10 protein-coding genes and 1 pseudogene are annotated in these 14,598 nt (G+C 41.6%); 5 read left to right on the forward strand and 6 right to left on the reverse strand.

The genetic code is table 11. From position 1 onward, the window contains the following. Positions 1–11 precede the first annotated feature (11 nt). From C2M25_RS17755 to C2M25_RS17765, 3 genes and pseudogenes are all read right to left on the reverse strand, one after another. Positions 12–1,097 (reverse strand): methyl-accepting chemotaxis protein, encoded by a 1,086-nt coding sequence (locus C2M25_RS17755; RefSeq protein ID WP_105181757.1) that lies wholly within the window; start codon positions 1,095–1,097, stop codon positions 12–14. Positions 1,098–1,284: 187 nt separating this feature from the next. Next, positions 1,285–3,683, reverse strand: a pseudogene (locus C2M25_RS17760) (TonB-dependent siderophore receptor). Positions 3,684–3,835: 152 nt separating this feature from the next. Next, positions 3,836–5,056: an MFS transporter gene (locus tag C2M25_RS17765; RefSeq protein ID WP_105181758.1), complete on the reverse strand. Its 1,221-nt coding sequence runs from the start codon at positions 5,054–5,056 to the stop codon at positions 3,836–3,838. A 138-nt stretch (positions 5,057–5,194) separates the two neighbouring features. Here C2M25_RS17765 and gtfA point away from each other — a divergent pair, with 138 nt between their 5' ends. Beyond that, a complete protein-coding gene (gtfA, locus tag C2M25_RS17770) occupies positions 5,195–6,667 on the forward strand; it encodes a sucrose phosphorylase (RefSeq protein ID WP_105181759.1) in 1,473 nt (490 codons plus the stop codon). Here the strand turns inward: gtfA and C2M25_RS17775 are convergent. Next, the gene (locus tag C2M25_RS17775; RefSeq protein WP_063701281.1) at positions 6,664–7,695 is read right to left on the reverse strand and encodes a LacI family DNA-binding transcriptional regulator; all 1,032 of its coding nucleotides are present in this window, start codon (positions 7,693–7,695) and stop codon (positions 6,664–6,666) included. The two genes, gtfA and C2M25_RS17775, sit on opposite strands and share 4 nt — an antisense overlap. Before the next feature lie 129 nt (positions 7,696–7,824). Between C2M25_RS17775 and C2M25_RS17780 the strand changes: the two genes are divergently transcribed. Next, positions 7,825–8,496 carry a YoaK family protein gene (locus C2M25_RS17780; RefSeq protein WP_105181760.1) on the forward strand — a complete coding sequence of 224 codons (672 nt, stop codon included), beginning with the start codon at positions 7,825–7,827 and terminating at the stop codon, positions 8,494–8,496. On the opposite strand, the gene C2M25_RS17785 is transcribed toward C2M25_RS17780, so the two are convergent. Then, on the reverse strand, positions 8,486–9,394 hold the full coding sequence (locus C2M25_RS17785) for an AraC family transcriptional regulator (protein ID WP_063701276.1): 909 nt from the start codon (positions 9,392–9,394) through the stop codon (positions 8,486–8,488). The two genes, C2M25_RS17780 and C2M25_RS17785, sit on opposite strands and share 11 nt — an antisense overlap. Before the next feature lie 177 nt (positions 9,395–9,571). Between C2M25_RS17785 and exaC the strand changes: the two genes are divergently transcribed. From exaC to C2M25_RS17800, 3 genes are all read left to right on the forward strand, one after another. Beyond that, entirely contained in the window at positions 9,572–11,092 is a 1,521-nt protein-coding gene (gene exaC / locus C2M25_RS17790) for an acetaldehyde dehydrogenase ExaC (RefSeq protein WP_063701273.1), read from the forward strand. A gap of 139 nt (positions 11,093–11,231) precedes the next feature. Next, on the forward strand, positions 11,232–11,717 hold the full coding sequence (locus C2M25_RS17795) for an arsinothricin resistance N-acetyltransferase ArsN1 family B (RefSeq protein WP_105181761.1): 486 nt from the start codon (positions 11,232–11,234) through the stop codon (positions 11,715–11,717). 747 nt (positions 11,718–12,464) lie between these two features. Next, positions 12,465–13,949 carry a S41 family peptidase gene (locus C2M25_RS17800; protein WP_105181762.1) on the forward strand — a complete coding sequence of 495 codons (1,485 nt, stop codon included), beginning with the start codon at positions 12,465–12,467 and terminating at the stop codon, positions 13,947–13,949. Between the two features lie 91 nt (positions 13,950–14,040). On the opposite strand, the gene C2M25_RS17805 is transcribed toward C2M25_RS17800, so the two are convergent. Further along, positions 14,041–14,502, reverse strand: coding sequence for a hypothetical protein (locus C2M25_RS17805; RefSeq protein WP_063529935.1), 462 nt, complete (start codon positions 14,500–14,502; stop codon positions 14,041–14,043). Positions 14,503–14,598 lie beyond the last annotated feature (96 nt).

Consider the following 14,598-nt stretch of genomic DNA (forward strand, 5'->3'; position numbering starts at 1 on the left):
GTAATTAGGCATTAGCCATTGGCGATTTGATCCAGTAAATGCATGACTCGTTCACTGGCTGCTTCCATCTTATTAATGTGATTAATCGCTGCGTCTTTATTGCCAGTTTGCAGCATGACTAATGCTTCAACACCATTGCGATGAACTTCACGATGAGGCTCTTCTAATTGACGATAAGCATTGTGCTGTTTGAAGCTACTTGATTGCTCTGAATTATACCATTTGCCCAATCGGCACATGGTGTGATCCGAAAAGTCATCAATCGACTTGTTACTTGTGCCATTAGCAACCGCATAGACTTCACCTTTCCAAACGATGTGATCTAGTTTTACGGTTTGCACGAATGAGCGCGTAGCAGCATTAATAATGGTTTCTTTCATCGAGTCACAGTGACTCATGATTGAACCATAGTCATTGTTCAGCGTATCAAAACTTGTTGAAAGCTGAGTATTATTTTGCTGGATATCTTCAACTGAGTTCACCGTTTCGCTGGTTTTGTTGATGATCTCTTTTACTAGATCAGACACTTCTTGTGCTGATTTATTGGTGTTGGTTGCAAGCGTACGCACTTCGTCGGCAACAACGCTAAAGCCACGACCAGCCTCACCAGCACGGGCAGCTTCAATTGCTGCGTTAAGCGCAAGTAAGTTGGTTTGATCAGAAATTTTAGAAATGGTTGATACAAAGGTATTGATGCTATCCGCCATATCAGAAAGACCCGTAATGTTACTGGTCATGCTGCCCATTTTGCCTGCCATACTCGCCATTTCACTGACAATATGTTGCAGGGCGTTATTTGAGTCGTTTAATAGTTGGCTTATTTGTAAAGTAACTTGGCTTTCTTCTTCGATAACAAGGTATGAGTCGAGTACAGTTTGGCGTACGCCCTCAATTTGCGTGATACATTCAATCGAACTATTCAATAAGTTGGCAAGGAACAGTTGGTCTGCATCATCAGCTTGCTGATGTAATTTTGCTTCTAAGCGTTCGTTTTCGTCACGTAATACGTGATTGTCGGCTTTAAGTGCCTCAACTTCAGCTAATAGCGCGTTGTATTGATCTTGGAGTAAAGAGTGGCTTTTGCTAGAGACAAACATGTATGTTCCTAATTTATATGGTTAAGACTTATACCAATCCTGATTATAGATCAAAGTATTAACTTATTATCAGTGTTTTTTATTAGAAAGAGGGTAATTACGACTATATGATTAAGTGTAGTTGAAAAAATTGGTTATTAAAGCCGAAAAAGCCCAGTAAATACTGGGCTAAAACGAGGGAGGAGAGTTAAAAGAAAGAATATTTTAACGTAAGCGACGTGGTACGGCCGTTAATAGTACGGGCACGGATAATGTCGTTATCTGGTACTGAGCCTTCTTCTGCTTCTGTGATACCCACAGTGTCGAACAGGTTGTTCACGTTAAGCGAAAGACTTAAGTTTTCAGACAGGTTGTAACTTACAAAGCCATTCACTTGTGTATAGCCATCAAATTTAAGGTCGTTACTGTCTTGTGCGTAAGCATCCGTTGTACCAATAAAGCTAAGACCAGCAGCACCTTTGTCAAAGTTGTAAGTTGCCATTAGTGAGTAGATTAGGTCAGCTTGACGACGTGGTGTATTACCGACTAACTCTGGCGATAACGCATCTTAGCAATTTCTGCGTCTGTCCAAGTAAAGTTACCACGGAAATCCCAATCACCAACGTAGTAGGTTGATTCAACCTCAATACCTTTTGCTTCGTACTCGCGGTCGAAGAATTTTTGTGATGTTGCTTCAAAGTTTTGCTCTTCAGTTTCTGCGTAGAACGCTGTAGCAAAAACTGATAGCGAATCAAAACGTTTTTTCACACCGATTTCGTATTGGTTTACTTCATCAATTGCATCCGCTTCGGCAACTGAGCCGTCAGCTTCTACTTTACCGAATAGTAAGCGGTCTGCATTTGCGCGGCCGCCTTTACTTAAGCGGGCAAATGTCGCAAAGCTTGGATCAATTTGGTAGTTCGCACCAATTGAGTATGAGCTGTAGTGCCAGTCGTAGTTAACAATGCTTGGGTTCGCGTTATCAATACCAACAACACTTTGCTCAGGAATTGAGATAGTACCGTCGCCATTCATATCAATAGTCGATGTTACTGCACCTGCGTAGTTACCGCGTGCTTCACCTGAATCATAACGAGCACTTGCATCAATGCTTAAATCGCCAAACTTAGTGGCTAAGTTAATGTAAGGTGCGCGTGTTTCGTATTCAGTATCGTAGTTACGTTGACAGCAGTTACCCCAGTAAGGTGTGCCATAAGCGTACAAGCCATTATCTGAGTAGCTGTCGCCATTTGCAGCGTAAACGTCAAGTAATGCAGCGTTGTCGCCTTTAAGCTCCATAACATATGAGTTCCAAAGCCACGACATATCGATTGATTGGCTTGATGCAAAGTAACCAAAGGTTACACTGGTGTCATCAGAGAACGACTTAGTTAATTTAAGGTCATTAACAATTGAACCCATGTCATTTAGCGTTACATCGAATGTGTGAATACGCATTGCTAAATCGTCATCGCCATAGGCTTCGCCTGCTGAACCGCCATTGGCATATACAAGTGATGCACCATCACCAGCAATACTAGAAGCGATAGAGCTTGCAGATGCAACTTCTGCAGGAATAAGAGAAATAAAGTTACCGCTTACTGATGATGTTCTAAAGCGGTTTTCGATACGCCAGTCGTTTTCTAAATCAAATGCTGCTTCAAAACCTACCGAGGTAACAACTGGGTTCATACCATCGGTCATATCGCCCGTGCTGATTTGGTTATCACCATTTAAACGCAGCGTTTGTGTGAAAAGTGCTGAATGCGGCGTATCTGATTGTGAATCAAACCCTGGGATTGAGTCGCCATTTGAATACATAGGCATAGGTAGGTAACCTACGCTTTTATCATCGAGGTGTTTAAAGTACACACGTACATAACCGGCATCAAACTCTTTGGTTAGGTTTGCCTTAATTTGGCCACCTTTATTAGATGTATAACCAGTTTCACGCGGGCCTTCGCCTTGGCGAACAAAGCCGCCAATGTGATAGCGCACACTGTCGTTTAGGTAAGTACCATACTCAAAGTCTGTACGAATTGAGTCATAATCAAGGCCAACAGTGGTTGATACACTACCTGACTCGTTCTCACCCGTTTTTGAAATAAAGTTGATAATACCACCTGGGGCATCACTTGCTGCTGTCGACGCTGAGCCACCACGGATTGATTCAACACTTTGTACTGTTGAATCTAAGCGCATGAAGATATCTGCGTTACCAAAGGCAATATCGCCAAACTGCATAACAGGTAAGCCATCTTCTTGCAGTTGCAAGAATTTAGCACCGCCCGATGCAACCGGTAAACCACGTACCGCGATATTCGCATTACCTTCACCGCCCGTCGACTCTGAGCGTACACCCGGGATTGTTCTGAATGCTTCTGCGGTAGAACGTGGTGTTGATACTTCAATTTCAGCTAATGTCACACTGCTAACCGAAGAACTCGATGCCATGATGGTTGTACGGCGTGGTACACCGGTTACAACGATTGTTTCAAGGCCGCTTTTTTTAGCCTCAGGTTGTGCTTGTTCTTCTGCGTGTAAGTTTTGGCTTACTGCTAATGCAAGCGCGCTTAATGTGTAAAGGGCATGTTTGTGTGTTGTCATAATGTGCCTCGTCTCAATCCCAGATGGTTTGTTGTCTAAATTGCTATCTTAATCGATTAAGTAAAGATAACAATAATTTTACACAGTGCAAGTCTTTTTAGTGAAAAACTTGCACAATTTATGTTCGATAATTGATTTTTAACGATTTTTAATTAGTGGCTTAATGCACTGTGCTGCGCTAAAGCTTGCTCAGCAGGGTTACGTAAGTAGTTATATAGCATGGCTAAAAACAGTAAACATGCGAAACCTGTTGCGAGATAAAAGCCGTAACGAATGTGGCCAAAGTAGTCGCTGATCACACCCATTAATAATGGGCCTGCAGCAGCCGAAAGGGCGGTAAAAAACAAAATAACCCCAGCAACAGCACCGTGCTGCTGCACCGCAAAGCAAGAAATACCCTTTGAGTTTAAAGTGGGGTAGATCATCGACATGAATAGCCCAGATAAAGGGAGTAAGAATACCGCCCAATCAACACCGCCGAAGATTAAACCTAAATAACACAGCGCAATTCCTAAGCTTAAATACAGCATTGCCGCTTGCCAGCTTAAGTGGTTTAACAGCCACACCGCTAAGAACCGCCCAGCAGCGCGTAAAATGAAAAATAAAGTCAGTGCATAGGTTGCTAGCAATTGCCACGGGCCGTTGTAATCGCCAAGTAGAGTAGGCATCCAAACGTATATTGCCACTTCGGTTGCAACATAAAGAGCAATCGCTAACGAAAAGCCCAGTGCATATGGGTTTTTCATCATACTCATGGTGGTTGCAAGAGAGGCCGGTTTTGCGTGCTCTTCAAGCTTTTTAGGTTTTGGATAATCTGCACGCCAAGCAATTAAGGTTAAAATTAAACATAAAACCCCAGCGATAACGTAAAGGTAGGTCCAGCTAACCTGTTGGGTGATTAAAAAACTGACAAGGGCAGGGCCTACAATGGCGCCAACACCAAAGAAACCTTCGACCAAATTCATGGTTTTTGTGTGCTCTAAATTGTTTTTAGAAATATCACCTAACAGTGCCAAGGCGCCAGTTTTAAATAAGCCAATTGCAAGACCAATACAGCTAAGCAGCACTACAAATATGCTAAAACTACTGCTAACTGAGAACAGGAAACAACAAATAGCGAAGATGCCAAGTCCTAGCATGATGGTTTGTTTGCGACCAAAACTGTCGGCTAAAAAGCCTAAAAACAGGCCGCTAAAAGCAATTAAAGCCATCGGTGCATAATGAAAGGCACTGGCTTGGGTCATAGTTAAATTAAATTCATTGATAAGCTCAGGTATGATCATACCAACTGCATCAGAGGTCATCGCAAACATAAAAAACATCATGTATGTCAGCCATCTAATGGTTTGCAAAGGGTCGTGTGTTCTACTCATTGTTGTTTCCCCACCGAAAGGTCTGCGCCTTTACTATGTATATTAGTGTATAAAAACTATAAAAACTGCTTGAATAATTTGCTGTCGTGGTTAAAGATATATCTTAATCGATTAAGTTTCAACTTGGTATTAACAATTATGATCAACAATAAAGTGCAATTAATCACCTACGCAGACCGCATTACTGGTCAAGGTATTGATGAATTAAGTAATTTATTAAATGGCCCACTTAACAATGTGTTTGCAGGTGTACATTTGTTGCCATTTTATAATCCGATTGATGGCAGTGATGCTGGCTTTGATCCTATTGATCATAGTGAAGTCGACTCGCGCCTTGGTAGCTGGGACGACATTAACGTGCTTGGTGCAAACTATGACTTAATGGCTGACTTAATTGTTAACCATGTTTCTGCACAGTCTTTCCAATTTAAAGATGTACTCGCTAAAGGCAAGCAATCTGAATTTTGGGATTTATTTTTAACCAAAGACGATGTATTCCCAAATGGCATGTCTGAGGCTGAGCAACAAGCGATTTATCGTCCGCGTCCAGGTAGTTGTTTTACACCAATTGCCTGTGGTGATGGCCAAACCTATGATTTTTGGACCACATTTACCGATAACCAAATTGATATTAATGTGAAATCAACGGCGGGTATCGAGTATTTAAATACGGTGCTTGGCAAATTTGCTGATAATAATGTCAATATTATTCGTTTAGATGCGGCGGGTTATGCGATTAAAGAAGCTGGCACAAACTGCTTTATGCTGGATGAAACTTTTGAGTATTTAAATAAGCTTTCGGCGCAAGCAAATGAAGCGGGTATGGAAACCATTGCCGAGATCCATAGCCATTTTCAAACTCAGGTTGAAGTCGCAAAACGTGTAAATATGGTTTATGACTTTGCTTTACCACCCCTCATTTTACACAGTTTGTTTAGCAATGATGCGCAAGCATTACTGAATTGGCTAACCATTTCGCCGCGTAACTGTTTAACGGTTCTCGATACCCATGATGGCATTGGCATCATTGACGCAGGCCCAATGGGTGATAAACCGGGTCTATTAAACGCAGCGCAAATTGATAACTTGGTTGAAACCATTCATGAAAAGAGTGAAGGGCAAAGCCGCCTAGCAACTGGTGCAGCAGCAAGTAATGTCGATTTATATCAAGTAAACTGCACATATTACAATGCTTTAGGCGCAGATGACTTCGATTATTTATTAGCGCGTGCGATTCAGTTCTTCGCGCCAGGTATTCCACAAGTTTATTATGGTGGCCTGTTTGCTTGTGAAAACGATATGGAATTATTGGCTCGTACCAATGTAGGTCGTGATATCAATCGCCCTTACTTAAATGCGCAAGACATTGATGCTGCACTTGCTAAACCTGTGGTGAAAGGTTTGATCAAGCTGATTCAATTACGTAATGAGCACCCAGCATTTAACGGTGAGTTTATTGCAAAAGGTGAAGGCAGTGTGTGTCGTTTAAGCTGGCATGATGATACCAGCTCAATCGAGTTAAAAGTTGATTTTGCTAGCCGTGAAGTGATCATTGTTGATCACCGTGAAGGCGAACAACGCATTGTTGATTTGGCTGACTTTTTAGCTTAACTACTTTGACCCAATTGCAGTTGATAGTCGATTTCGGCTGTTTGCTGCTCTTTCGATAGAAACAAGGTCGCAGCAATGCGGCCTTTTTCTTCACTATTTTGATGGACAGTGGTGAGTTTTGGCACAAATCGTTGGCCTTCATCGATGCCATCAAAGCCAACAATCCTGACATCTTCAGGAATAGATAAGCCCATTTTTAATGCTTCGCGCATGGCGGCAAGGGCGATTAAATCACTCATGCACAACAACACGTTTGGTCTTGGTGTGCTGCTAAGTGCTTCTTTGGCGGCAATGCTTGCAAAGCGCTCGCTGCTTTCAGGAATATTCCATGTCCTATCATCACCCAGGGTGATGCCAGCATCGCTGATTGCTTGGTGATAACCGCGCAGTCGTTGATGAGCAATCGACTGACCGGCTTCAAACTCATGATGTTCGTATACTCGGCATAATACGTCGTTATCGAGTAAGCGTAGGCCTAAAATAGCAACCCGATCATCACTTTTGTGCAGTGCATGTTTGGCAATATCAAAGCTGGCTTGTTGGTTGTTTACGTTTACTGAGGCATCGCGACCGATATTAAAATCAACCGTTACCACATGTTTTGCGACCTGTTTTAATTGTTCCACAAGTTGCTTGTTACGAGGGCGACCATAACAAATAAAGCCATCAACAAAATCGACCACGCTATTAAGGTTATCGCTGTTACCAGAAAATAATAAAAGGTTAATACCATTTTTTTCGAGCACTGCTGATACACCGCGCATAAAACTGCTAGCAACTGGATCTGATACCATATATTCAACGCTGTCTGGTAGCACTAGAGCAACAATATTAAAGGTGCCTCGGCGTAATGATTGCGCCGCCTTGTTAGGGCCAAAGTAGCCGAGCTTTTTACAGGCAGCCAAAATTTCTTCGCGGCGTGCTTTCGATAATTGATCAGGGCGGTTAAACGCATTTGATACGGTGGCATTTGAAACACCTAACTCTTGGGCAATACTTTTCAGCGTCCAACTTTTTGGCTTTGTCATTGTAGGTTCTTAATCGATTTACTTAATTGTAAATTACCATATAAAGAGTCGAAAAAAAGTGTTTTTAGTCATAAAAATAGGCGTACCATAAAAGAATGAGTACGAGTGTGAGAAAAAGGCGAGTAGCGAGTGATTTCTAAGTTACCAAAATGGGTTGAGATTGGCGCATTTATTTTGGCGCTGGTGGCTGGGTGTGTGAATGCAGTTGGTTTACTTAGCTTTGAACATCAAGCGGTATCGCATTTATCGGGAACTGCCACCTTGCTTGGCGCAGATCTTATACATGGTAATAGCCTTGATGCTTTGCATTTATTAGGCGTATTACTGTCATTTTTAGTTGGGTCTGGTATTGCTGGTTTTTTGCTACATAGTTCAGCACTTAAACTAGGTCGTCATTACGACACTGCATTATTCATTGAAGCAGGGCTTTTACTGGGCGCACTTTGGCTATTGTTTAATGGCTCTGGCTACGGGCACTTTTTAGCGTCTGCGGCATGTGGATTACAAAACGCCATGGCAACAACTTACAGTGGTGCAATTGTGCGTACAACCCATGTAACGGGTATTTTTACTGATTTAGGTATTATGTTTGGTCGGGTTTTACGTGGCGAGGCGCTTGATAAACGTAAGGCTAAACTGTTCGGCCTAATCATTATTGGCTTTATATTTGGTGGCTTAGCAGGGGCGTGGTTATTTGCAAAAATGACCTTTGCGGCGCTTTATGTGCCAAGTGCTATTTGTATTCTACTAGCCTTAACCTATCGCGTTTATTCTCATCGCAATCCAGAACTTAATGATTAGCGATACTCTTTGGGGTTGCGCCAAAGGCTTGTTTAAATACACGGCTAAAATGGCTTGGGTTATTAAAGCCTAATTGGTAACAAACTTGGCTAATTGCCTCGCCTTTTTCGAGCAGTTTATACGCTTTTTGTAAGCGTAATTGCTGTTGCCAAAGAGCGGGCGTAACACCAAATGCCAGCTTAAATTGCTGATAAAATTTACTGCGGCTCATACAGGCTATCTTGCATAACACATCAATATCAATATTCTCTGCAAGATGCTGTTCTATATAACTAATTACATGGCTTAATGGGGTTGTGAGCTTGCCTTGCTTACAACTTGCAATCATTAAATCTCGGCTTTGCTGCTGTAACAGGCGGGTTATGAGTTCATTAAGTGATAAATCAATTAAGTAATCACGGTGTTGCTCATTTTCGCTAAACAGGGAGATCATCCGCTCAAGCAGTTGTTGAGTTTGCAGGTTATGCTGTGCGTGCACTAACTTGGCTTGATATTGAAAAAAGTCATCTTGGGTAATTTTCTGGTTAAAATTAAGAGCATCAACTACTTGGCTTATTTTGTCGGTACTGATTTCAATCGCTAAACAGGTTGTTGGTTGATTAAGAGATGCATTGGGAAAATCGATTAGCACCCCTTGCTCTGGGGCAAGTACAAATGACTGGTTTGGTAAAAACTCTTCATGATAATCACTGTCGGCGACATGCATGATTTTTTTACCGCTGATCATGCCGCAAAATAATAATTCAGTGGAATGTAACGCCACTTTTTGGGCATCTAAATAGGTGTCGTAAATACTTAATTCAGCATGTTCGCCCGCAAAACTGACTTTATTTTCAATAAGCACATCAATACGTTGTCGTTTTTTATCTAAACTTCTATTGCTAACTGATGTGTTCATTGTTGCCTCGCTGTCGTCCTAAATTCTGGACAAATAGTCAAAAAGTCTGGACTGGGAATCAAGTGTGTTTTCAGTAACTGAGCTAACTTCAACTGTTAGCGGTTCATTAAACAATAACCTACCGCATAATTTAGTCAATGCTAAATAAAACACAACAATTTGAAGAGAGAACACATTATGATTTATGCAAATCCAGGTAGTGAAGGCGCAAAAGTTAACTTTAAAGCGCAGTATGAGAATTATATTGGTGGCCAATGGGTTGCCCCTGTAAAGGGAGAGTACTTTGAAAACATCAGCCCAGTAAATGGTAAAGTGTTTTGTAAAGTTCCTCGTTCATCAAAAGAAGATATCGAACTGGCACTTGATAAAGCCCACGATGCAAAAGCGGCATGGGGAACTACGTCAGTCACAGAGCGTAGCAATATTTTATTAAAAATTGCTGATCGCATTGAACAAAACCTAGAAATGCTGGCTGTGGCCGAAACCTGGGATAACGGTAAAGCAATTCGTGAAACACTTGCGGCAGATGTGCCACTCGCGGCTGATCACTTTCGCTATTTCGCAGGTTGTGTGCGCGCGCAAGAAGGCTCAATCGGTGAGATAGACGAAACCACGGTGGCCTATCATTTTCATGAGCCACTAGGTGTAGTAGGGCAAATTATTCCTTGGAACTTTCCATTGTTGATGGCTGCGTGGAAACTTGCACCAGCCCTTGCTGCGGGTAACTGTATTGTTTTAAAACCAGCTGAACAAACCCCTGCATCTATATTAGTACTGCTTGAAGTGATTGGTGACTTGTTGCCTGCAGGTGTTCTAAATGTGGTAAATGGCTATGGTAAAGAAGCGGGCGAAGCGCTGGCAACCAGTACTCGAATTGCTAAGATTGCCTTTACTGGTTCAACGCCAGTGGGTTCACATATCTTAAAATGTGCTGCTGATAATATTATTCCTTCGACGGTTGAGCTAGGTGGTAAATCGCCAAATATCTTCTTTAACGATGTCATGGAAAAAGACGATGAGTTTTTGAGTAAGGCGATTGAAGGGGCTGTACTTGCGTACTTTAACCAAGGTGAAGTGTGTACGTGCCCATCGCGTTTATTTATTCAGGAAGATATTTACGAGCAATTTATTGAACGTGTTCTTGCCCGAACTCTACAAATTAAACGGGGTAATCCACTTGATACCGAAACCATGGTGGGTGCTCAAGCATCACAAGCTCAGTTTGATAAGATCCTAAGCTACATCGAAATTGGTAAACAAGAAGGAGCCGAAGTGCTTGCGGGCGGCGAAGTCGAGCAACTGTCTGATGAGTTTAATGGCGGTTACTACATTCAACCAACGCTATTAAAAGGCACTAACGACATGCGTGTGTTCCAAGAAGAGATTTTTGGCCCGGTTATTTCAATGTCGACTTTTAAAGATGAAGACGAAGCGTTAGCCCTTGCTAATAGCTCAGAGTTTGGCTTAGGGGCAGGTGTGTGGAGTCGAAATATGAACCGTGCATATCACTTTGGTCGTAAGATTGAAGCGGGTCGTGTTTGGACCAACTGCTATCACATGTACCCTGCGCATGCTGCGTTTGGCGGCTATAAAAAGTCAGGCATAGGTCGCGAAACACATAAACTCGCCCTTGATCATTACCAACAAACTAAAAACCTATTAGTAAGTTACAGTGAGAATCCACTGGGCTTCTTTTAAAAGCAATTTCTTATTGTTGTCGAAACTACCCAAACGCCACATCTAGTGGCGTTTTTATTTTTGCGTATATGTATTTCCAAACTTACTTTTCTGTTATTAATTAACCAATTAATTAATGTTGAGTAAGGAATTTTCAATCATGATCAGAAATGTAAGGATTGAAGATAGTGATGCCATTGCTGCAATTTACAATCACTATGTTGTTAATAGTACGGTGACATTTGAAGTTGAGGCAATCACAGGTACTGAAATAGCCAAGCGAATACAGGCTAATCTTGATGCTGACTTACCTTGGTTGATTGCTGAAGCTGAAGGTAATGTCATTGGATATTGTTATGCAACACCTTGGAAAGCACGAAAAGCTTACCAACACTCAGTGGAAATCTCGGTTTATTTAGATGCTGATAGTCATACAAAGGGGATTGGCAGCCAACTTTACGCCGCTCTGTTTACTCAGTTAAAAATGCAAAATGTACATGCTGTTATGGCAGGCATTGCATTACCTAATGAAGCAAGTATCGCCTTGCATGAGAAGCATAATATGCAAAAAGTCGCGCATTTTAAGCAAGTTGGTAAAAAGTTCGGGCAGTGGATTGATGTAGCGTATTGGCAAGTTATTTTATAACGGGCATAAAAAAGCCCGGCGAACACACAAGCCAGGCTTTTCGACAACAATTTGGTTAGTCACCGCAAGTGCAGTGACTCGGAATAAAAAAGCTTAGAGAACACACAAACTAAGCTTTTGACAACAATTTGGTTGAGTCACCGCAAGTGCAGTGACTCGGAATAAAAAAGCTTAGAGAACACACAAACTAAGCTTTTGACAACAATTTGGTTGAGTCACCGCAAGTGCAGTGACTCGGAATAGAAAAGCTTAGAGAACACACAAACTAAGCTTTTGACAACAATTTGGTTGAGTCACCGCAAGTGCCGTGACTCGGAATAAAAAAGCTTAGAGAACACACAAACTAAGCTTTTGACAACAATATGGTAGAGTCACCGCAAGTGCCGTGACTCGGAATAAAAAAGCTTAGAGAACACACAAGCTAAGCTTTTGACAACAATTTGGTTGAGTCACCGCATGCGCAATAACTCGGTATATAAAAAAGCCCAGAGAACACACAAGCTAGACTTTTTGTGACAACAATTCGGTTAGCGCATACACTCTCAATGGTGTGAAGCTGTTTAGCTTAAAAGCGCTGATGGGTTAACTTTAGAGTAATCCCTCTAAATCGACAAACGATTAAAATAAACCTGATAGATGAATTTTTTTAATCTATTCACATGTGAAGTCCTTTTTATTGCCATAACAATACCTTAGTGATTAAATAGGGTGTTTTTTAAACATAATAATTATTTAAAATGGATTTTTATGAAACGCTTGACGCTTTACTTATCACTCATCTTTACAGCTCTAAACTTTAGCCCTTTTGGTGTGAATCTATGTCGCGCCGATGAGGGTCGTACAGTCACTCACTCTGAAATTAATTGGTCTGAACTTGCTATAAAAGATGTTGAAGCGGCTTATCAGTTATCGGTTATCAATCACCCTGGTATGCATGATGTACGTAATCCAGGCTTTGCTAAACAGCTTGAAAAAGCAAAGCAAGAAGGCTTAAAGCTGGCTGTAAAAGCGCATAGTTCACAAGGTTTCGCTGCGGCTATTGCACGATTTAGAACTGTTCTACAAGATGGTCACGCTGGAGCGATTGATACCTTACCAAGTGAATCAAAACCACAAAGAAGTTGGCCGGGCTTTTCGACTGTATGGCGCGGTGATGCGTTAAAAGTGTATTACAGCGAATTAGATACAGTTGCCAAGGGTGATAAGCTCGTAAGCTGTGATAATACAGCAATTAATACTTTGCTCGTTGAGCGTGTTTTTCGCTATTACGGCGACGTTGAGCAACCCGGTAGTTGGTGGAATCATGGCTGGCGACTAACTATTGATGACGGAAACCCGTTTTTGTCGCCGCTTAATCACTGCACGTTTGAAAAAGCCGACGGCTCTGTTTACAGCTTAAAGTTAAATTGGCGTATTAGGCCTGATGATGTCAGTGGCAAACTTAAACATGCTTACAATGGCGATAAGTTACCAATCGAACTTAATTGGCCTTTAAAGGATATTGCGTGGATCAGTATGCCAACGTATGCACCCAATGAGCAGCAACAAGCAGATTACCAAACGATGCTGAGCGCCATTGAACAGCAACATGATAAGTTAATGCAAGCTAAAGCTGTGGTACTTGATCTTCGCCATAATCAAGGTGGCTCATCGATGTGGAGTGAGCAAATAGCCTCAGCACTTTGGGGCAGTGAACAATTTAAATATGGCCGCTATAAGTTACACAAAAATACCCAAGTGTGGTGGCTAACTTCTAAAGGCAATACTGACTATTTTGGCGATGTAGTCGCAAGCTATGATACGGCTAGCCCTTGGTATCAATGGTTAAAGACAACCCACGAAAGTATGCAGGCGGCTTATGATAAGGGTGAACAATTTTATGTCGAGATAGTCTCAGCAGAGCAACAAGCAATGCCAAAAAACGCCAGTCAGTTTACTACACCCGTTTATGTGATTGTGCCAGGGCAATGTGCCAGCGCTTGTCTAGATGCACTGGATAGTTTTAAGCTGTTTGCAAACACACAATTAGTTGGCGCACCAAGTAGTACTGACTCTACCTATATGGAAGTGAGGCTCGAAACCTTACCTTCAGGTTTTGCTAAAGTCATTCTGCCGATAAAGGTTTATGTAAATAGACCACGTGAAAAAGGCTTTTATTATCAACCTGATATTAAATTCAATGAACTTGAATGGACAACTCAAGCGCTTGTTAAAATGATAGCTGAGTTGTAATTAAGCAGTATCTTTAGCTAAGCGCTTGGTAGACCCTAAGGGGAGTGACCTTGCGTGAAGAAGAGCAACACTTTTTAAATTAAATAGTGTGTTAACAGGCTAATTCAGTCACAGGCTCTTCTGCTAACCAGTTAAGGGCCGCTGTTTTTGACTTAAATACACTCATTACCATGCCAGCTCGTTTATATAAATTGCAGTAGGTATCGCTAAGCAAACTACCGCCTTCAAGCCCTTCTTTTATCACTAAAGCTGTTTTGGCCGGTGCGATGCCTTTACGTCGAAGCTCAACAAAATACACCATTAGTTTTTCAAGCGCCCCTGGTGTTGCCATGCATGAGTTTTCAAACTCAACCAATTCAAACCATTGACCATAATCAGCGCTGAGCTTGTTGATGTAATCTTTTTGCATAAAAGAGTGCGCGTCAATAATCTCTTCGTTGAAAGGCCCTGTAGCAGTCGTTAAAAGCACATGTTCACGTTGATAAAACTCGACAAGCCCATGGGGTTTAAAATCTTTGAATGGATAATGGTTGGTTGATACTTTTTTATGCATCCGTTCAATCCCTGAATATTTAATGAGCTATTGATAATAGCAATGAAATAAATTAATTCAATCTTTAGGTTTAAATTATTGTTAAATTAATAACAA

The organism is Pseudoalteromonas sp. T1lg21 (assembly GCF_002964625.1).
Taxonomy (GTDB): Bacteria; Pseudomonadota; Gammaproteobacteria; order Enterobacterales; family Alteromonadaceae; genus Pseudoalteromonas; species Pseudoalteromonas gelatinilytica.